A 17,287-nucleotide genomic window follows, 5' to 3' on the forward strand; every position below is an offset into this window, starting at 1 on the left:
TCAAAAGTTAAGAGATTACACCGCTACCCAACAACTCATCGTCTTGGTACCAAGCCACAAACTGACCTTCTGTAATGGCGGATTGCTTATTTTCAAAGATAATATAAAGTCCGGAATCTGTTCTATGCAGCCTTGCTTTTTCTAAGGGCTGTCGATAGCGGATTCGCGCCATCACTTCCATCGTTTTATCCACTTCTAAAGTGAGGTCTTCTCGAACCCAATGGATTTCTTCTGCCTTTACAAATAAACCATAACGGTATAGACCGGGGTGCTCCTTTCCTTGCCCTGTATAGATCACATTTTCAGTAACATCGGTGTCAATGACAAAGAGTGGCTCCTGTGTACCTCCCACCGCCAGACCCTTGCGCTGTCCTTTGGTGAAATAATGTGCCCCCTGATGTACACCTATTACCTTGCCGTCCTTTTTACTATAGGTTTGTTTTTTAGAGATATACTTCAGTTTTTCTTCTTCGGAAGTGAACTCGGGTGTTACTTTTTGGTAGGCTGAGAAATTAGACGGCACCTCAACGATCATTCCTTCTTTTGGCGCTAATTGCTGCTGAAGAAATTCGGGAAGGCGAACCTTTCCAATAAAACACAATCCTTGTGAATCTCGCTTTTCGGCTGTGATTAGTCCTTGTTCCGAAGCAATTTTTCTTACTTCCGGCTTTAAAAGTTCTCCAATGGGAAACAAGGTCTTGGAAAGCTGTTCTTGCGACAATTGGCACAGGAAATAACTCTGATCCTTATTGGGGTCTTTGCCCGAAAGCAATTGATAGATCGCTTTTCCGTCTTTATGTAGGGTCCCTTTTCGGCAGTAATGACCCGTCGCAACAAAATCGGCTCCTAATTCCAGGGCGATTTTCATAAAGACATCAAACTTGATCTCCCGATTACACAATACATCGGGGTTGGGTGTACGTCCCATTTTATATTCGTGGAACATATAATCCACAATTCGCTCTTTGTATTGTTCGCTCAGATCGACAGTTTGAAAAGGAATTCCCAATTTTTGAGCCACCAGCATAGCATCGTTGCTGTCTTCCAACCAAGGGCATTCGTTAGAAATGGTCACCGAATCGTCGTGCCAGTTCTTCATAAACAGACCAATCACGTCATAGCCCTGCTCTTGTAACAGATAGGCTGCAACACTGGAGTCAACGCCTCCACTTAATCCAACAACGACTCTTTTTTTCATAGCTACTTATTGGCAAAGGTATCATTCTAGGCAATTATCATGTATTAATTACCCCGCTCTGCCGGTTTTGGATAGGTTTCTTCCAGTTCCACCTTTCCATCTTTATAATATTTCCATAGGCCGTGCTTTTTATCATCCTTATAAAATCCGGATATGACGACATTTCCAAATGCGTCGTAATAAAAGGCTTCACCTTGCAACTGATCGTCGCGATATTTTAGTTTTTTAATGAGAACGCCTTCCGGAGAGTAGTAATTATTCTCCCCTTCCATACGTCCGTTTTTAAAATTGAGCTCTTCCGTAATCGTACCATCCGGGTAGTAGGTGATCTTCTTACCCTCTAGCTTTCCCTTCACATAGTTCTCACGCGTCATGACCGCCGCCGACTTTTCGTGATAATACACCCATTCCCCTATTCGGTTTTGATCTTCCATCATCCCCTCGCTTACCAGTTTTCCCTTCATGGTAAAGTACTTTACCCGGGCCAGGTTATTTGCTGAAGTGTATTCCTTTACCGCCGTTGGTTTGTCCTTACACGATTCACAATAGAATTTAAACGTCCCAACCTCTTTGCCATGCTCAAACCTACCTTCGTAACGAAGTTGTTTGGTGCCCGGATAGTATTTCTTCCAAATCCCATGTCTTTCTCCCTTTGCATCTAACTGGTTTACCCCTTCCTGCGCCAATAAACCGGAAGTGCTACTAACAATAGAGAGAAAAAATATATAAACGATTCGCATAGCTTGTAATTTATCATTAAAACGATAGAATTTGCATTCTATTGAATGGTGGCAACTTCTATTCAAAAAAAATGCCAACTTATAACAAAAAAGCTCCCGATGGGGAGCTTTTATTTATTTCTTTCCAGCCTTCTTTTGCTGTTCGGCCTGCTCCATCATTTCGGCCATTTTACGTTGAAACCTATTCTGTTTTTTAGGTTTCTTCTTATTCACCTGAATTTTTGCATGTATCTTTTCCTCATCGAGTATAAAGTGCTTGATTACCAACATAATACCAATGGTAATAAGGTTAGACACGAAATAATACAAGGAAAGACCACTCGCATAGTTATTGAAGAACACCAGCATGAACAAGGGTGAAATATACATCAATATCTTCATGTTGGGCATCCCCGGCTGTGGGGTCTGCATGGTTTGACCCATGGTCATGGTCATATACCAAAAGATCGCCAAAGAGGCTAATATTGGAAACAAACTAATATGATCTCCGTAAAACGGTATATGTGGAATTTCAGCAATAGTATCGTAACTGGATAAATCCTCAGCCCATAAGAAACTTTTTTGCCTCAGGTCGAATGCCGTTGGAAAAAAGGTAAACAGCGCATAGAACACCGGAATTTGCAACAAGGCGGGAAGACAACCCTTTAACGGACTCGCACCTGCAATATTCTGAAGCTTTAGCGTTTCCTGCTGCATCTTCATTTTATTATCCTTGTACTTTTCGCGCAGCTCGTCCAGTTCGGGCTTTAAGACCTTCATCTTTGCCTGTGCCAAATACTGCTTGTATTGAACCGGAGAGAGGGCCAGCTTTATTAAGATGGTCAATACAATAATGGCAATCCCCGCAGGCAAGAAGTCACTTAGAAATCCGAATAAGGGAATAATAAGATATTTGTTGATCATCCCAAAGATTCCCCATCCCAGTGGCATGGCCTCATCCAAACTTCGATCGTATTTTTTGAATATCTGATAGTCTGTCGGACCATAATACATATTCATATCGTAGTCGATACCACCATTTTTAGCTTCTAGCAGCATCTTCGCACCATAGTGTTTGGTATATACCGTATCGATTTCTTCATCCAAGACCAAGTCCTTAGAACTTAGTTTCACCTCCTTAAAGGCGGTATCTGTCAATAGCATGGAACTAAAGAAATGCTGACGGAAGTTCATCCATGTTACCCCGTTTTCTGTTTCTTCATCGTCACTGGCCGGGCTTAATTTAGAATGATTGTCTCCGTTCTCATATTCATAGGTCAAACGGGAGTAACGGTTTTCGTAGGTAATACTTTTGGCGTGGCGATATCCTTTCAGGTTCCAATCCAGATACATGGGTTGCGAGGTGTTGATAACACCCTCCAGCCCCTGTGATTTAACCGAGAAGCCAAGCATATAATCGTCCGGCAAAAGCTCATACCGATATTCTATATAGGCGTTCTCCGATGTTTTTAAGCGCATGGTCAACACTTTATTTTCACCATTCTTAGAAACAGATGGCTCGAAATAAAGGTCTTTGGTGGAGAGCAATCGGTTCTCCGCCATGAATTGTAGGTCTAACGACGCATTAGCGTCTTTTATAAGGTATACAGGTTCTCCCGTATACATGGTGTGTTGCTTTAATTTGGCTTCGGTGATATAACCTCCCTTATTACTTATCTTTAAGGCAAGTACTTCATTTTCGAAGCTGGTAACCGCATCGGTGGCCGAGGCCAGCGTTCCGGAATAGGCAAATGAACCCAAACGATTCTTTAGGTTGTCTATGGCCAGTGAATCTCCGGAAGACACTGCTGCCATTTCGGTAGTTGCATCTACAAGCGTAGTATCTGTTGTCTGGGTGGTTTCGGAAGCAGTTGTTGTATCGTCAGCTACCTGCTCTGTTTTTGTGGTTTCGGCTTCGTTTGCTTCAGGATTTGGTTTCTGAATGTACATCATCCAGATCAATATGCCTCCTATTAGTAAAAAACCGAGTAATGAGTTCTTGTCAAATTTCTTTTTTTCCATAGTTCACTATAGCTTCCGATTTCATTTCCGAAGCAAAAATTTTAGTCGTCCTTTTCAGCTATCAATTATCCAGCCTATATTTACATTGCGACATATTGTCGCTATTTCTTTTTTGCATGCTCATGTGCCGCTCCTACGAATGCCACAAACAGCGGGTGCGGATTTGCCACCGTACTTTTATATTCGGGATGGTATTGCACCCCTACAAACCAAGGATGTGTCGGGATCTCTACGATCTCCACCAAGCCTGTATCCGGGTTGATTCCGGTTGCCACCATACCTGCGTTTTCCAATTGTTTCCGATAGCTGTTGTTGTACTCGTAACGATGTCTGTGCCGCTCTGAAATCTCCTTGGCATTATACACTTTTTCAACTATACTATTTTCCTTTAGTTCACATTTCCACGCTCCTAGTCGCATGGTTCCGCCTTTATTTGTGATGCTTTTTTGATCCTCCATCAAGTCGATAACAGGATGGCTGGTGTTTTCATTCATTTCGGTCGAATTGGCATCCTTTAAGCCCAAGACATTACGAGCGAATTCGATGACCGCCATCTGCATCCCCAGGCAGATTCCTAGAAAGGGCAGGTTGTTTTCTCTTGCATATCGCACGGCTTCGATCTTCCCCTCGATGCCACGCTCTCCAAAGCCGGGAGCCACAAGTATACCATCCAAGCCGGAAAGCTCCTCGGCTATATTCTCAGCATCTATATGTTCACTGTGAATCGCACGTACTTCCACCTTCACCTCATTTTCGGCACCTGCATGAATAAAAGATTCTAAAATAGACTTATAACTATCCTGTAGTTCAACATATTTCCCTATTAAGCCAATGGTTACTTTCCCTTTCGGGTTTTTATGTCGCTGCAAAAATTGATTCCAACGTGTTAGATCGGGTTCGTTTGTATTGGTGAGATTGAGTTTTTGTAGTGTTACTGTATCTAGCCCTTCATCCAACATCATATTGGGAACATCATAAATGGTGGAGGCATCGATGGATTGTATGACAGCCTCATATTTGACATTGCAAAACAGGGCAAGCTTTCGTTTTAATTCTTCTGATAGCTCGTGTTCGGTACGGCATACCAAAATATCGGCTCGAATTCCGCTTTCCATCAGTGTTTTTACCGAATGCTGAGTGGGCTTCGTTTTTAATTCCCCGGCAGCCGATAAGTAGGGCACCAGCGTTAAATGTATCACCAACGCATTGTCATCGCCCAGCTCCCATTTGAGTTGACGCACCGATTCAATATAAGGCAGGGACTCAATATCACCTACAGTCCCACCGATTTCGGTGATGATAATATCGTAATCACCGGTGTTACCAAGGAGTTGAATTCGTTCTTTTATTTCATTGGTAATATGCGGAATTACCTGTACTGTTTTTCCTAAAAATTCACCCCGGCGCTCTTTTTCAATCACACTCTGATAAATCCGTCCGGTAGTTACGTTATTGGCTTGTGAGGTAGAGACATTTAAAAAACGCTCGTAGTGTCCTAGGTCCAGATCGGTTTCTGCACCGTCATCGGTAACATAACACTCCCCATGTTCATAGGGATTCAAGGTTCCGGGGTCCACGTTGATATAAGGGTCCAGTTTCTGGATGGTCACACGATACCCTCTGGCTTGCAATAGCTTGGCCAGCGATGCTGCAATAATTCCTTTACCTAAAGAAGAAGATACCCCGCCCGTAACGAAGATGTATTTAGTAGTGTTCATGTGTGCTATGCTGTGTTCGCTATACGGGATGCAAAGGTAAGGATTTATTGCGGAAGGCAATAATTAAAAAGCAACAATCCGGTAAGTTTTGAGAAAACGCGATCGATCTTATCTATCGATCAACTTTCGCACGAGATCTTCAAGGCCATTCAGCTTGATCTCATACATTTCATGCATGAGCATTCCCAGTTTTCCTGCCGGAAATCCCTTTTGTTTAAACCAAACATAATACGGCTCGGGAAGATTTACCAGGTAGTATCCCTTGTACTTTCCGAAAGGCATTTTGTAATTGGCCAGTTCAATAAGATGTGCAGGATCGGGTATTTCAGAAGAAGAAACAGGTTTATTTCCAGCGGGCATAGGCTATTAGTTGTTCGGCAACGTAATTTCGCCATCGGTGTTCCGCTTCAATTTCTTGGGAGTGATTGGTTTCCTCGTCGTATTGTTTTTGCATGGCCTTACGCTCTGTTTCGGTCTTTTCGTAGAGTGCACCGACCTCCGTTTTGATATTTTCAGAGAATTGAGATTCTTCCATCCGTTTTCGAAAGATCCGTGTGTGTAATTCGGAAATATCGAAATGCGTTTGTTCGTGTTTCAGGATATAATCAGACACCTGATCTTTCTTGTACCAGGAGAGCTTCGGATAAAAATTGCTTTCAATGCTATAATCGTAATTGATCTCGCCGTTCCTATTTCCGAAGGAAAATGAAAAAGACATCCCCGAATTGGTACTCGCCACATAACTGCTTCCCGCCTGGGGTACGCCTTGAAAATCGGCCCATGTGAGCTGGTAGATTTCGCTCCACCGAATTTTTTCTGAATCGTTTTCAGAAATAAAAAAAGACAGAAAACAGAAAAATAGCGTCGTAAGTAGCTTCATATCAATGGTAACGAGAAAAATAGTGCTTTATTTTTCCGAAGGGAATTGAAACGCATATTATGTGCCCCAGTTGAACACCACGACCCTTTCGATGTCGGGATGCAAACTATAATGAACGGGGCAGGTATTGGCCGTATTTTCTAAAATCTTTCGCGAGCGTTCCGAAATACCGGTTGGCAATTCCATCACCACATCGATCTTAGAAATCCGTCGTGGGTTACTGGCCATGGTTTTGGTGACCAGGGCCGTGGTTCCGTCCAGCGTCACCTCCAAATCTCTAGCTTTAATACCCATCATCGTGAGCATACAGTTGGCGAGTCCGGTTGCTACCGTATCGGTAGGCGAAAAGGCCTCTCCCTTTCCATTGTTATCGGTTGGGGCATCTGTGATAAACGTACTTCCCGATTTCAGGTGGATACATTCGGTCCTAAGGCCGCCCAAATAAGTTACTTTGGCTGTGCTCATTTTACTTCTTCAAATTGGAGTTCTTCATTATACTTAACAATATATACCGCATTGTTCTGATATCCTGAAAACAACTTTTTTGTATAGTGAAACTTGTTCTCAATATATTCGGTGACCACATCGTTCTTGGTCGCATCGTATACATCATCTGCCGAAGCCAAGCGCAGTAGAACATCATAGGTAACATCAAAGCCACGCACGGCATAACGATTGGGCAGTACGCCGTATTTATTCTTATAACTGGTTAGAAAAGGGGTCTTGTCCTTGTAGTTATAGCTTTTATTGACTGAGGGGAATGTAAAACCAAGTTTCGCCAAATGTACGTTCGACACATCGTTATAGTCGTAGGCGGCATTTTTGTCGAGTGTAAACAGCCGTATCTTATAATTTTCGGGCATACCGTTTAACAAACCCACCACATTACTTAAAACGACCGGATCTTCCGATTCGAGTATGATCCAGTTTTCACGCAAGTCATCCAATTTCCCTTGGATATCGGTCGCATACAAGAATCCTTTTTCTCGAGGAGACAGCGTTTTTACATTGTCCAAGGCGGCCAAGATAGTCTGTTTTGTCGCATTTTTTTTCGAATCACTTACCAAGACCATGTTCTTTCCCTGAGCATGTTCCTTTAAATAGGTAAGCATGGCTTCCTGAAGCATTTCATCGGTAGGCAGCGTTTGAAATAAATTGGAGGATATCTTCACCTCCTTATTGCTTAAGGGCGAAAAGACCGGCGTATCTGTATTGCGCAACTCGGAAGCCGCTTTCTCCACATTCTTCCGAAGTAAGGGCCCTATAACAGCATCTACCTTGTCGAAATCGTTTTTGGCAATAATACTCACCACCTTGGTTTCGCTGGCCTCTGTATCGTACACGTCTAATTCGACCGAAATACCATGGTCTTTCGCAAACTCGGCAGCCATCAGTACCCCACTATAAAAATCCAGGGCAATACGCATGGTTGCATCTGCTTTTAATAATTCGGTATTCGTATTGACCGAATCCTTTACCGATTTATTTAAACGGAATGGCAGCATCAAGGCAATACGCTTCTTAGTCTTGTTGTTGATGTAGTTCTCCAGATTCACCACCGTAACATTTTCGGTTAGCACCTCGTCCGAATCTTTTGGGATCTTTAAGATCATACCGTCCTTGAGGCCGTCCTTTGCGTAGGGGTTTAAGGCTACAATTTCTGCTTCAGACAGTCCCAGTTTTACCTTTAACCTATAAAAACCCTCCTTCGGTTTCACCTCGTAGAAATCGTATTTTTCGTCTTCGATGGTTGCAGTTTCCAATACCGAAACATTCGGGACATTAAGAACGGCCCCTATTTGAAGGCTTTCACCCAAATTAGGATTCATCGCTGCCAATTCGCTCATGGTAATACCGTATTTTCTGGCGATCCCAAATTTGGTTTCTTTTGGCAAGACCGTATGTTTGGCCCCCTCATTAGCGGTATTTGTTTCTGAAATTACAGTGGTGGTATTTTCTTTAACCCCGGTAGGAATACGAATGCGTTCTCCCTTTTTGAGCTCACGAGAGTACAATTCTTTGTTGTACTTTTTAATCTCATCTATTTGCACATTGTACAATTGCGCAATGCCAAACAAGGTTTCCCGACGCTTGACGCGGTGTAGTTTAAAAATGATATCGGCCTCATTAATCGTATCTACCGATGGAATTATTAAAACGGCATTGACTCCCACTCCTTTTTTGGCATCCGGATTCAATTTATAGATGGCCGCCTCGGTAGTGTTGTACTTCTTGGCGATACTATAGACTGTCTCTCCTTTTTCAACGGTGTGCGTTTTGTACTGCTGCGGCTGAGCAAGGGTACTACAGCCGGTGCTCAACATACAGACAAGTGCGATAAACATTATTAACTTCATACTATTCCCATTCTATGGTGGCCGGTGGTTTAGAGCTTATGTCATAGACTACTCTATTAACGCCTTTTACTCGGTTTATTATATGATTACTGGTTTCCTGTAAGAATTCATACGGTAAATTTACCCAATCGGCCGTCATGCCATCGGTAGATTCAACCGCTCGCAAGGCCACAACTTTTTCGTAGGTACGTTCGTCTCCCATCACGCCCACACTCTGAACCGGAAGCAAGATAGCACCTGCCTGCCAGACCTTATCGTATAGATTCCATTTTTTCAAGCCGTTGATAAAGATGGCATCTACCTCTTGTAAGATACGAACTTTTTCAGCGGTGATATCTCCAAGAATACGAATCGCCAAGCCCGGACCCGGAAACGGATGTCTCCCCAACAGCTCTGGATCGATTCCCAGTTCTTTTCCCACCCGGCGTACCTCATCTTTAAACAGCATCCGCAGAGGTTCTACTACCTTTAATTTCATAAAATCGGGTAATCCACCAACGTTGTGATGCGATTTTATGGTTACTGAAGGGCCGTTCACCGAAACACTTTCGATCACATCGGGATAAATGGTTCCCTGTGCCAACCAATGTACGTCTTCCACCAAGTGCGCTTCCTGATCGAATACTTCGATAAAGGCATTTCCTATGGCTTTCCGTTTGGCTTCCGGATCGCTCAGTCCTTCCAAGGCTTTCAAGAAACGTGCCGAAGCATCCACTCCTTTTACATTCAAGCCCATGCCCTTGTACTGTTCCAGGACACTGTTAAATTCGTCCTTCCGAAGCAAGCCGTTGTTCACAAAAATACAATAGAGTTTTTTTCCTATGGCTTTATGCAATAAGATGGCGGCGACCGTCGAATCCACACCGCCGCTTAGTCCCAATACCACCTTATCGTTCCCAACTTGATCTTGCAAGGCCTTTACGGTACTATCTACAAAGGCGGCCGGGGTCCAGGATTGCTCCACTTCGGCTATATGAACCAAAAAGTTTTCCAGCAGTTGTTTTCCGTGCTGAGTGTGATATACTTCCGGATGGAATTGTATGGCATAGGTTTCTTCTCCGTCGATAAAATAGGCCGCATTGGCCACATCGTCGGTACTCGCTAGGCGAACTCCCTTTGTGGGAAGTTGGGCGATGGTATCGCTATGACTCATCCACACCTGAGTGTCTTCGGGAATTCCGGCAAAGAGTCCGTTACGGTTTATGATGGTAGATAATTTAGCACGTCCGTACTCGCGTATGTTTGAGGGTTCAACACTACCGCCGCCAAAATGAGCGAGGTACTGCGCGCCGTAACAAACCGCCAACAGCGGTTTGTGGCCCTTTATTCGGGAAAGGTCGGGATGCGGAGCATCCTCGGCGCGCACCGAAAAGGGGCTACCCGATAAAATAACGGCTTTAAACGAATCTAAATTTTCTGGAATTTTATGGTAGGGATGGATTTCACAGTAGATATTCAGTTCTCGAACACGCCTTGCAATAAGCTGGGTATACTGCGATCCAAAATCTAAAATAAGGACGTTGTTTTGCATAGGCAAAAGTAACTGAAAAAAGTAATTTCACTAAATCTTTAAGAAAAAAATAAGGAAGTTTTTTAACAAGATACTTACAAAGTGATCACGGTAAATTCCCCGGCCAACGGATCCAGATTTTCCTTTAGTTTATGAAGTAAACCATCGCCGTATTCGAGATAGTATTCCGAAAAGTTGGTATGGCGCTCCTGCAAACTCCGACTAGGAAACAATGCATCCTGCAAGGTGGTTAGCCGCGATAATTCACTCGCCAGTTTCCGCTTTTGCGCTTTTAGCAATCGTTTTTCCAAATGATCCAAACCATTGAGTTGCTTCTTTTCCTGCGCCGCCACAGCCCCCACAAAGGACGCATCTGTTCGTTTCGCAAGTGTGTACAAGTCCTCAAATTGCCTTTGTAAATGCGAGCGTTGTTTGGAAAAATCGATCGCTACCTCCGAACGGCGATGTGTTTCTTGCGTCACAAGCTCATTTTGTTGAAGAAACAACGATGCGAAGGAAACTTCTAGTTTCGAAAGCGCTGCCTTTTGTTTTTCTGAAATCAATAGCACCGAATTCCGCAACAGCAGTATTGGGAAAGGGACCTGTACCGCGTCAAAATAATCCTTCAGCTGAAACCAATACGCGAGTTCTCCCCCACCTCCTATATAGCACAAATTGGGAAGGATGACTTCTTGGTATAACGGGCGTAATAGTGCATTGGGTGAAAAGCGTTCCGGATGCTGCTGTAGTTCTTTTTCAATTTCACTTTTCGAAAACGAAATCTCCGTATCGTTTACAAAAAAGCGACCGTCCTGTGCTATGATCCGCTCTCGCATTCCTTTTTTGAGGTAAAACAAGTTGACCTCTCGTGAATGCACCTGCTCCGGATACCCTAAGTCCGTAAGGCGGCGGGTGGTTTCCGATATCTTTTTATACGAAACACCTTCAAATAATTCCTTTTCCACATAGGGAATAAAGGCCTTTTTCAATGCGGCATCGTTTCCATCAACAATCACCAGCCCATAGTCTTCAAATAAGGCATTTCCCAAATAGCGCGTGGCATCGGTCAAGGAGTTGTGTTTTGTATAGGCTTCGGCGAACAGCGAGATAAGCCTGCGAGCGTGTTCGCTATCGCCTAATTCATTTTTTAAAACCTTCAGCACCTCGTCAAGCCCTTCCGTAGACAATTCACCAACAGCACCACCGGCGGTTCGGTTCCAAGCCATTTTTTTTCCGAAGCAATTAAAATAATTGATCTCCTCAAAATCGTGATCCTCTGTCGCCATCCAATAGACGGGTACAAAGTGATTGTTAGGATATTTTTCGTTAAGCTTTTCTGAAAGATTGATCACCGAAAAGATCTTGTACAAAAAATACAAGGGTCCGGTAAACAAATTGAGCTGATGCCCCGTCGTTATGGTGAAGGTGTTTGCTTCGGAAAGGGATTCGATATTTGCTCTCGTCGCTTCAGAAAGGGCTATTCCCTTGTATTGCTTCTGAAGGGATTCCTTTAGAATAGTTCTCGTCTGTGCTCGAACCGACCGCTTTTTTTCCTGAAACTGTGCTTCAAAATGCTCCAACTTCGGAAAGCGATGGTAAAAGGATCGCAATGCTTCCTTTTCGGCGAGATAATCGCAGATCAATTTCGAAAAATAGCCGGTTTTGGAATACGGAATGGTTTTTTTTGGCATAGCTGCTTTTGGAAAACTGACACAAAAATAGCGACTTTCAACCGTTATTTTTTAAAAGATACGTTAATCTTAAAAAATCCCATTTCAGAAATCAGAATTAAGAATAGTTTCTTAGCTTTAGCATCCTAATAAATCAATCACATAATGAAACAGCTGTTTACCGTCTTTTTTATAACTATTTCTCTTTCCGCCCTCGCGCAACTACAATCCCCATCCGACTTCCTCGGCTACGAAATTGGCACACAGTTTTCCCGTCATGCCGATGTGGTTCGCTATTTCGAACATCTGGCGGCGAACAGCGATATGGTTACCTATCACTCCTACGGAAAAACAAACGAACGCCGTCCACTCACCTATGCCATCGTTTCGAGCGCAAAGAATTTGGCAAATATCGAAACCATCCGAATGGATAATTTGAAAAATGCCGGACTTGAAAGTGGAAGTGCTTCCCCTGATATTGCCATTGTTTGGCTGAGCTACAATGTACATGGAAATGAGGCTTCCAGTACCGAAGCGGCCATGCTCACCGCATACAAACTTATCACCGAAAAGAAATCTTGGCTCGAAAATACCGTGGTAATAATCGATCCCTGTATCAACCCGGACGGCCGCGATCGCTACGCCAACTGGTACAATCAAGTAAAAGCAACCCCCTACGATGTGACTCAAGTTGCTACAGAACACAATGAACCCTGGCCGGGTGGACGTGCCAATCATTACCTATTCGACCTCAACCGAGACTGGGCCTGGTTGACGCAGGTTGAGAGTCGGCAACGTATAAAAGTATACAATCAGTGGATGCCGCATGTACATGTAGATTTTCACGAACAGGGTATCAATAGCCCCTACTATTTTGCACCGGCTGCCGAACCGTTTCACGAGGTGATCTCCCCTTGGCAGCGCGATTTTCAAACGCAGATAGGAAAGAACCACGCTCGTTATTTCGATCGGGAGGGCTGGTTGTTTTTTACACGTGAAAGTTTTGATCTTTTATATCCAAGCTATGGTGATACCTACCCAACATTTATGGGTTCTATCGGTATGACCTATGAGCAGGCGGGACACGGTGCTGCGGGACTAGGCGTTAATACAGACGAAGGCTATGTGCTCACCCTGGTAGATCGAGTAGCACATCACACCACAACCGGCCTGTCTACGGTAGAAATTTCTTCACAAAATGCCGCCAAACTCAATACCGAATTCAAAAAATTCTTCGACAACAGTGCGTTAAAGTACAAGAGTTATGTGTTAAAGGGCAATGCCGACAAGATAGCAGCACTTACCCAATTATTAGACCAGCACCAAATTAGATACGGCTATTCCAACGGAGGCAAAGTGACCGGCTTTAATTTTTCAACAAACAGCAATGGAAGTATGGATTCCAAGGACGCATTGGTCGTAAGTACCAATCAGCCTAAGGGTAAGATGGTCAAGGTATTATTTGAGCCAGACACCAAATTAAGTGATCCCCTAACCTACGACATCACCGCCTGGAGTGTTCCACACGCCTACGGCCTCGAAACGATAGCCTCAACCACCTTGGTAACGGCAAACGGAACAAAACCCATCATTAACACCGTCAACCCGATTGTCACCACAGCGGCCGGCTATATAAGTAAATGGAATAGTTTGTACGATGCCGGCTTTTTGTCGGAACTGCTTCAAAAAGATATCAAAGTGCGTTTTTCTGAAAAGGATCTCAGTTTTGCCGGGAGTGAATTTCCCAAAGGAAGTTTGGTCATGACACGAAGTGATAATATGAAGAACAAGGATTTTGATGCGATAGTTACCAAAGTGGCCAACGATCACCACCGAAAGTTATTCGCCTCCCCTACCAGTTTTAGCGACAATGGTACCGATTTTGGATCGGGTAATGTCAAACTCGTCAACAAACAGCGTATTGCCATCTTAAAAGGGGACGGGGTTTCTTCACTGAGTTATGGCACGCTTTGGCACTTCTTTGAACAACAACTAAATTATCCTATTACCTCCATAGATACGCGGGATTTTGGACCTGCTAATTTGAAACATTTTGACGTATTGGTACTTCCCGAAGGTTGGTATGCGAATGTTTTAAAGGAAGCCACCCTGAATGAAATAAAGGATTGGGTGCGGAGCGGTGGAAAAATTATTGCATTGGGCAGGGCGGTAAATTCGTTTGAAGGCAAGGAAGGTTTCGACTTAAAAAAGAATGAAGCTGACAAAAAAGAGGAGGATGAGGACACTGTCAAAGGCAACCTAATTCCGTATGACCAACGAGAACGTGAAGGAGTGAAGGATTTTATCACAGGAAGTATCTATAAGATACAATTAGACCCTTCTCACCCAATGGCATTTGGATATGGTGAAAATTATTTCAGCCTAAAGCAAGGGAATACCTCGTATGCCTTTTTAGAAAATGGGTATAACGTAGGTTATATAAAAGATGAGGCCGTAAGCGTTTCCGGATTTTCCGGTGCCGATGCCAAGGCAGGTCTAAAAAACTCCTTGGTCTTTGGGGAAGCCCGAATGGGCCGGGGAAGCGTGATTTACCTGGTCGATGACGTATTGTTTCGCTCCTTTTGGGAAAACGGAAAACTCTTCTTTGTAAATAGTGTGTTCTTTGTGAATAACAATAAATACATACTGGACTAGTTATCGCACTGTCACAAGACGATGTTTTCCCGATATGTGGCGAAGGGCTAGCCCTTTTGAAGCTACCTGCTTTTTACAACGATTGATACTGATTGGCAGGTTTTTACAAAATAAGGTATCTTTAAAACCTAATTAATTTTTTGAATACTATGAATTGTAGAAAAAGAACTCTCGGAATTTTATTGCTTTCGGCACTCGTGTTTGTGGCCTGTAAGGATGACGTTAAAAAAGAAGCCGAACCCGAATTGATCTCAGGCGTAATTACAGCAAATATGGATACCTCTGTTAACCCGGGGGATAATTTCACAGCCTATGTAAACGGAACCTGGATGAAGAATACAGAAATCCCTGCCGATAAATCTTCCTATGGCGCCGGGTCCATGGTCCACGAAGCATCTGAAGAAAATGTAAAAAAGATTATTGAAGCAGCCGCGGCCGGTACCAACGAAGATGGCTCGGACGAACAAAAAGTAGGTGATCTCTACGGTTCGTTTATGAATATGGACAAACGAAATGAAATTGGGATGATCCCGCTACAGGCCGAATTCGCCAAAATAGACGAGATTGCCAGTTACGACGATCTGGCTACCTATTTCGGTTATGCCAACAAATATGGGTATTCGGTGCCTGTAAGTCTGTTCTTCTATCAGGATTTTAAAAATCCTGAAGTTTTTACCACCTACCTCGTTCAAAGCGGATTAGGACTGCCGGACAGAGAGTATTATATAAAGACCGATGCTCGTTCCAAAGCGATACAGGATAGTTATCTGCGACATATTGGGATTATGTTCTCTATTGCCGATTTGAACAGTTCGATAGAAACCTCCAAGATGGTTTATAATCTGGAAAAAAAGTTAGCAGAAAAACATTTGGAAAAGGAAAAAACCCGTGACTTGGTGGCCTTGTACAATATGATCGAGAAAGACAAGCTCTCCGATCTCATGCCCAAATTCAATTGGAATAACTATTTGACCGAACTGGGAATAAACTCCCAGGATAAAATTGGGGTATTGACGATAGAATACCTAAAAAGTCTTGATCCAATCATTACATCAACTCCGCTCGAGAACTGGAAAACCTATTTAAAATGGGGGGCCATCAATGCCAATGCCTATTTAATGAATAAAATGATGGACGAGCAAAACTTTAATTTTTACAGCAAAGAACTAAACGGTACACCCGAACAACGTCCTATGTGGCGCCGAGGTGTGGGTGTGGTAAATGATAAGTTGGGCGAAGTAGTTGGAAAGGTATATGTAAAGGAGCATTTCCCACCCCAAGCCAAGCAGCGTATGGAAGTATTGGTGGGCAATTTACTGAAGGCCTATGAATCGAGTATCAAAGAATTGGACTGGATGAGTGAAGAGACCAAGGTACAGGCGCTGGACAAACTGAGCAAGTTTACCCCTAAGATTGGTTATCCCGACAAGTGGAGGGATTATTCGTCTCTCAGCATTTCGAAAGACGATCTGTTTGGCAATATGAAGAACGCTCGCTTGTTCGAATACAATCGCGACCTCAACAAATTAGGAAAACCCATCGATAAGACCGAATGGCAAATGAATCCGCAAACGGTAAATGCCTATTACAACCCAACGCTCAACGAGATTGTGTTCCCGGCAGCCATCTTGCAACCCCCTTTCTTCGATATGACGGCCGAAGATGCTATTAATTATGGGGCCATTGGCGCCGTAATTGGGCACGAAATCGGACATGGTTTTGACGATATGGGTAGCACCTTCGACGGGGATGGAGCCATGCGTAATTGGTGGACCGAAAGCGATAAAGAAGAATTTAAAAAACGAACCGCAAATCTGGTAGCCCAATACAATGGTTTTGAAGTATTGCCCGAACTGAATGTGAATGGTGAATTTACCCTGGGTGAAAATATTGGAGATCTGGGCGGACTTAGTATCGCACTGAAAGCCTATAAGATGTCCCTCAACGGAAAGGAAGGTCCCGAGATGGATGGCTATACCGCCGAACAACGTGTCTTTATTGGATGGGCACAAAGTTGGCTAGGCAAGTCCAGAGAAGAAGCCTTACGTGTACAGGTGGCCACCGACCCACACTCACCGAGAGACTTTAGAGTAAATGGTGTGGTGCGAAATGTACCCGAATTTTATGAAGCCTTCGGCGTAAAAGAAACGGACTCCTTATACTTGGCGCCTGCAGAGCGCGTAAAGATCTGGTAAAACTTAATTACTACTAAAATTTAGGCAGCAATACTTCTAGAAGTGTTGTTGCCTTTTTGTTTCTGAAGTGATTATCACAGAATCTGTCTTGTAGTAATATTCAGATTTGATCACGTAGTACAGCCATTCCATATAACTGGCCGAACGCCTTTTAAACGAGTAGTTGAGTGCTTTTTCCATCGGTTTCGATTTTAAAAAGCAGAAGTGGTTAGTTGTCAATGCAAACTTGGGTCGGAATAAATGTAGGATATGAAGCACAATAATCCAATCAATTTGTAATCTTTTTCTTACTTATTCGATAAAAAGACTCAAAATTAGGTGTAGAACACAGCACAGGGTTTGGGGTTTGGGGTTTGGGGTTTG

General features: G+C 43.5%; 13 protein-coding genes. 2 read left to right on the forward strand and 11 right to left on the reverse strand.

Annotated elements, in window-relative coordinates:
- Positions 1-7: 7 nt before the first annotated feature.
- The 10 genes from mnmA to bshC all read right to left on the reverse strand — a co-directional run bounded on the left by mnmA (position 8) and on the right by bshC (position 12,095).
- A complete protein-coding gene (gene mnmA, locus K8F54_RS00325; protein ID WP_290785422.1) occupies positions 8-1,198 on the reverse strand; it encodes a tRNA 2-thiouridine(34) synthase MnmA in 1,191 nt (396 codons plus the stop codon).
- Positions 1,199-1,242: 44 nt separating this feature from the next.
- Positions 1,243-1,938: a hypothetical protein gene (locus K8F54_RS00330; protein ID WP_290785425.1), complete on the reverse strand. Its 696-nt coding sequence runs from the start codon at positions 1,936-1,938 to the stop codon at positions 1,243-1,245.
- Between the two features lie 114 nt (positions 1,939-2,052).
- Positions 2,053-3,939, reverse strand: coding sequence for a membrane protein insertase YidC (yidC, locus tag K8F54_RS00335; protein ID WP_290785427.1), 1,887 nt, complete (start codon positions 3,937-3,939; stop codon positions 2,053-2,055).
- 101 nt (positions 3,940-4,040) lie between these two features.
- On the reverse strand, positions 4,041-5,657 hold the full coding sequence (locus tag K8F54_RS00340) for a CTP synthase (RefSeq protein ID WP_290785429.1): 1,617 nt from the start codon (positions 5,655-5,657) through the stop codon (positions 4,041-4,043).
- A 108-nt stretch (positions 5,658-5,765) separates the two neighbouring features.
- On the reverse strand, positions 5,766-6,017 hold the full coding sequence (locus K8F54_RS00345; RefSeq protein ID WP_290785431.1) for a DUF3820 family protein: 252 nt from the start codon (positions 6,015-6,017) through the stop codon (positions 5,766-5,768).
- Positions 6,001-6,537 carry a DUF922 domain-containing protein gene (locus K8F54_RS00350; RefSeq protein WP_290785434.1) on the reverse strand — a complete coding sequence of 179 codons (537 nt, stop codon included), beginning with the start codon at positions 6,535-6,537 and terminating at the stop codon, positions 6,001-6,003. Before K8F54_RS00350 ends, K8F54_RS00345 begins: the two co-directional genes overlap by 17 nt.
- Positions 6,538-6,594: 57 nt before the next feature.
- On the reverse strand, positions 6,595-7,002 hold the full coding sequence (locus K8F54_RS00355; protein WP_290785437.1) for an OsmC family protein: 408 nt from the start codon (positions 7,000-7,002) through the stop codon (positions 6,595-6,597).
- On the reverse strand, positions 6,999-8,894 hold the full coding sequence (locus tag K8F54_RS00360) for a LysM peptidoglycan-binding domain-containing protein (RefSeq protein ID WP_290785439.1): 1,896 nt from the start codon (positions 8,892-8,894) through the stop codon (positions 6,999-7,001). Before K8F54_RS00360 ends, K8F54_RS00355 begins: the two co-directional genes overlap by 4 nt.
- Before the next feature lies 1 nt (position 8,895).
- Positions 8,896-10,425, reverse strand: coding sequence for a glutamine-hydrolyzing GMP synthase (gene guaA / locus K8F54_RS00365; protein WP_290785442.1), 1,530 nt, complete (start codon positions 10,423-10,425; stop codon positions 8,896-8,898).
- 74 nt (positions 10,426-10,499) lie between these two features.
- The gene (gene bshC, locus K8F54_RS00370; protein ID WP_290785445.1) at positions 10,500-12,095 is read right to left on the reverse strand and encodes a bacillithiol biosynthesis cysteine-adding enzyme BshC; all 1,596 of its coding nucleotides are present in this window, start codon (positions 12,093-12,095) and stop codon (positions 10,500-10,502) included.
- A 144-nt stretch (positions 12,096-12,239) separates the two neighbouring features.
- On the opposite strand from bshC, the gene K8F54_RS00375 reads away from it, so the two are divergent.
- Positions 12,240-14,729, forward strand: coding sequence for a M14 family zinc carboxypeptidase (locus K8F54_RS00375; protein WP_290785448.1), 2,490 nt, complete (start codon positions 12,240-12,242; stop codon positions 14,727-14,729).
- Between the two features lie 149 nt (positions 14,730-14,878).
- Positions 14,879-16,924, forward strand: coding sequence for a M13-type metalloendopeptidase (locus K8F54_RS00380; RefSeq protein WP_290785451.1), 2,046 nt, complete (start codon positions 14,879-14,881; stop codon positions 16,922-16,924).
- Between the two features lie 36 nt (positions 16,925-16,960).
- On the opposite strand, the gene K8F54_RS00385 is transcribed toward K8F54_RS00380, so the two are convergent.
- On the reverse strand, positions 16,961-17,104 hold the full coding sequence (locus tag K8F54_RS00385; protein ID WP_290785454.1) for a hypothetical protein: 144 nt from the start codon (positions 17,102-17,104) through the stop codon (positions 16,961-16,963).
- Between the last annotated feature and the right edge of the window lie 183 nt (positions 17,105-17,287).

It is taken from the genome of Altibacter sp., assembly GCF_019913785.1.
In the GTDB taxonomy this organism is placed as follows: Bacteria; Bacteroidota; Bacteroidia; order Flavobacteriales; family Flavobacteriaceae; genus Altibacter.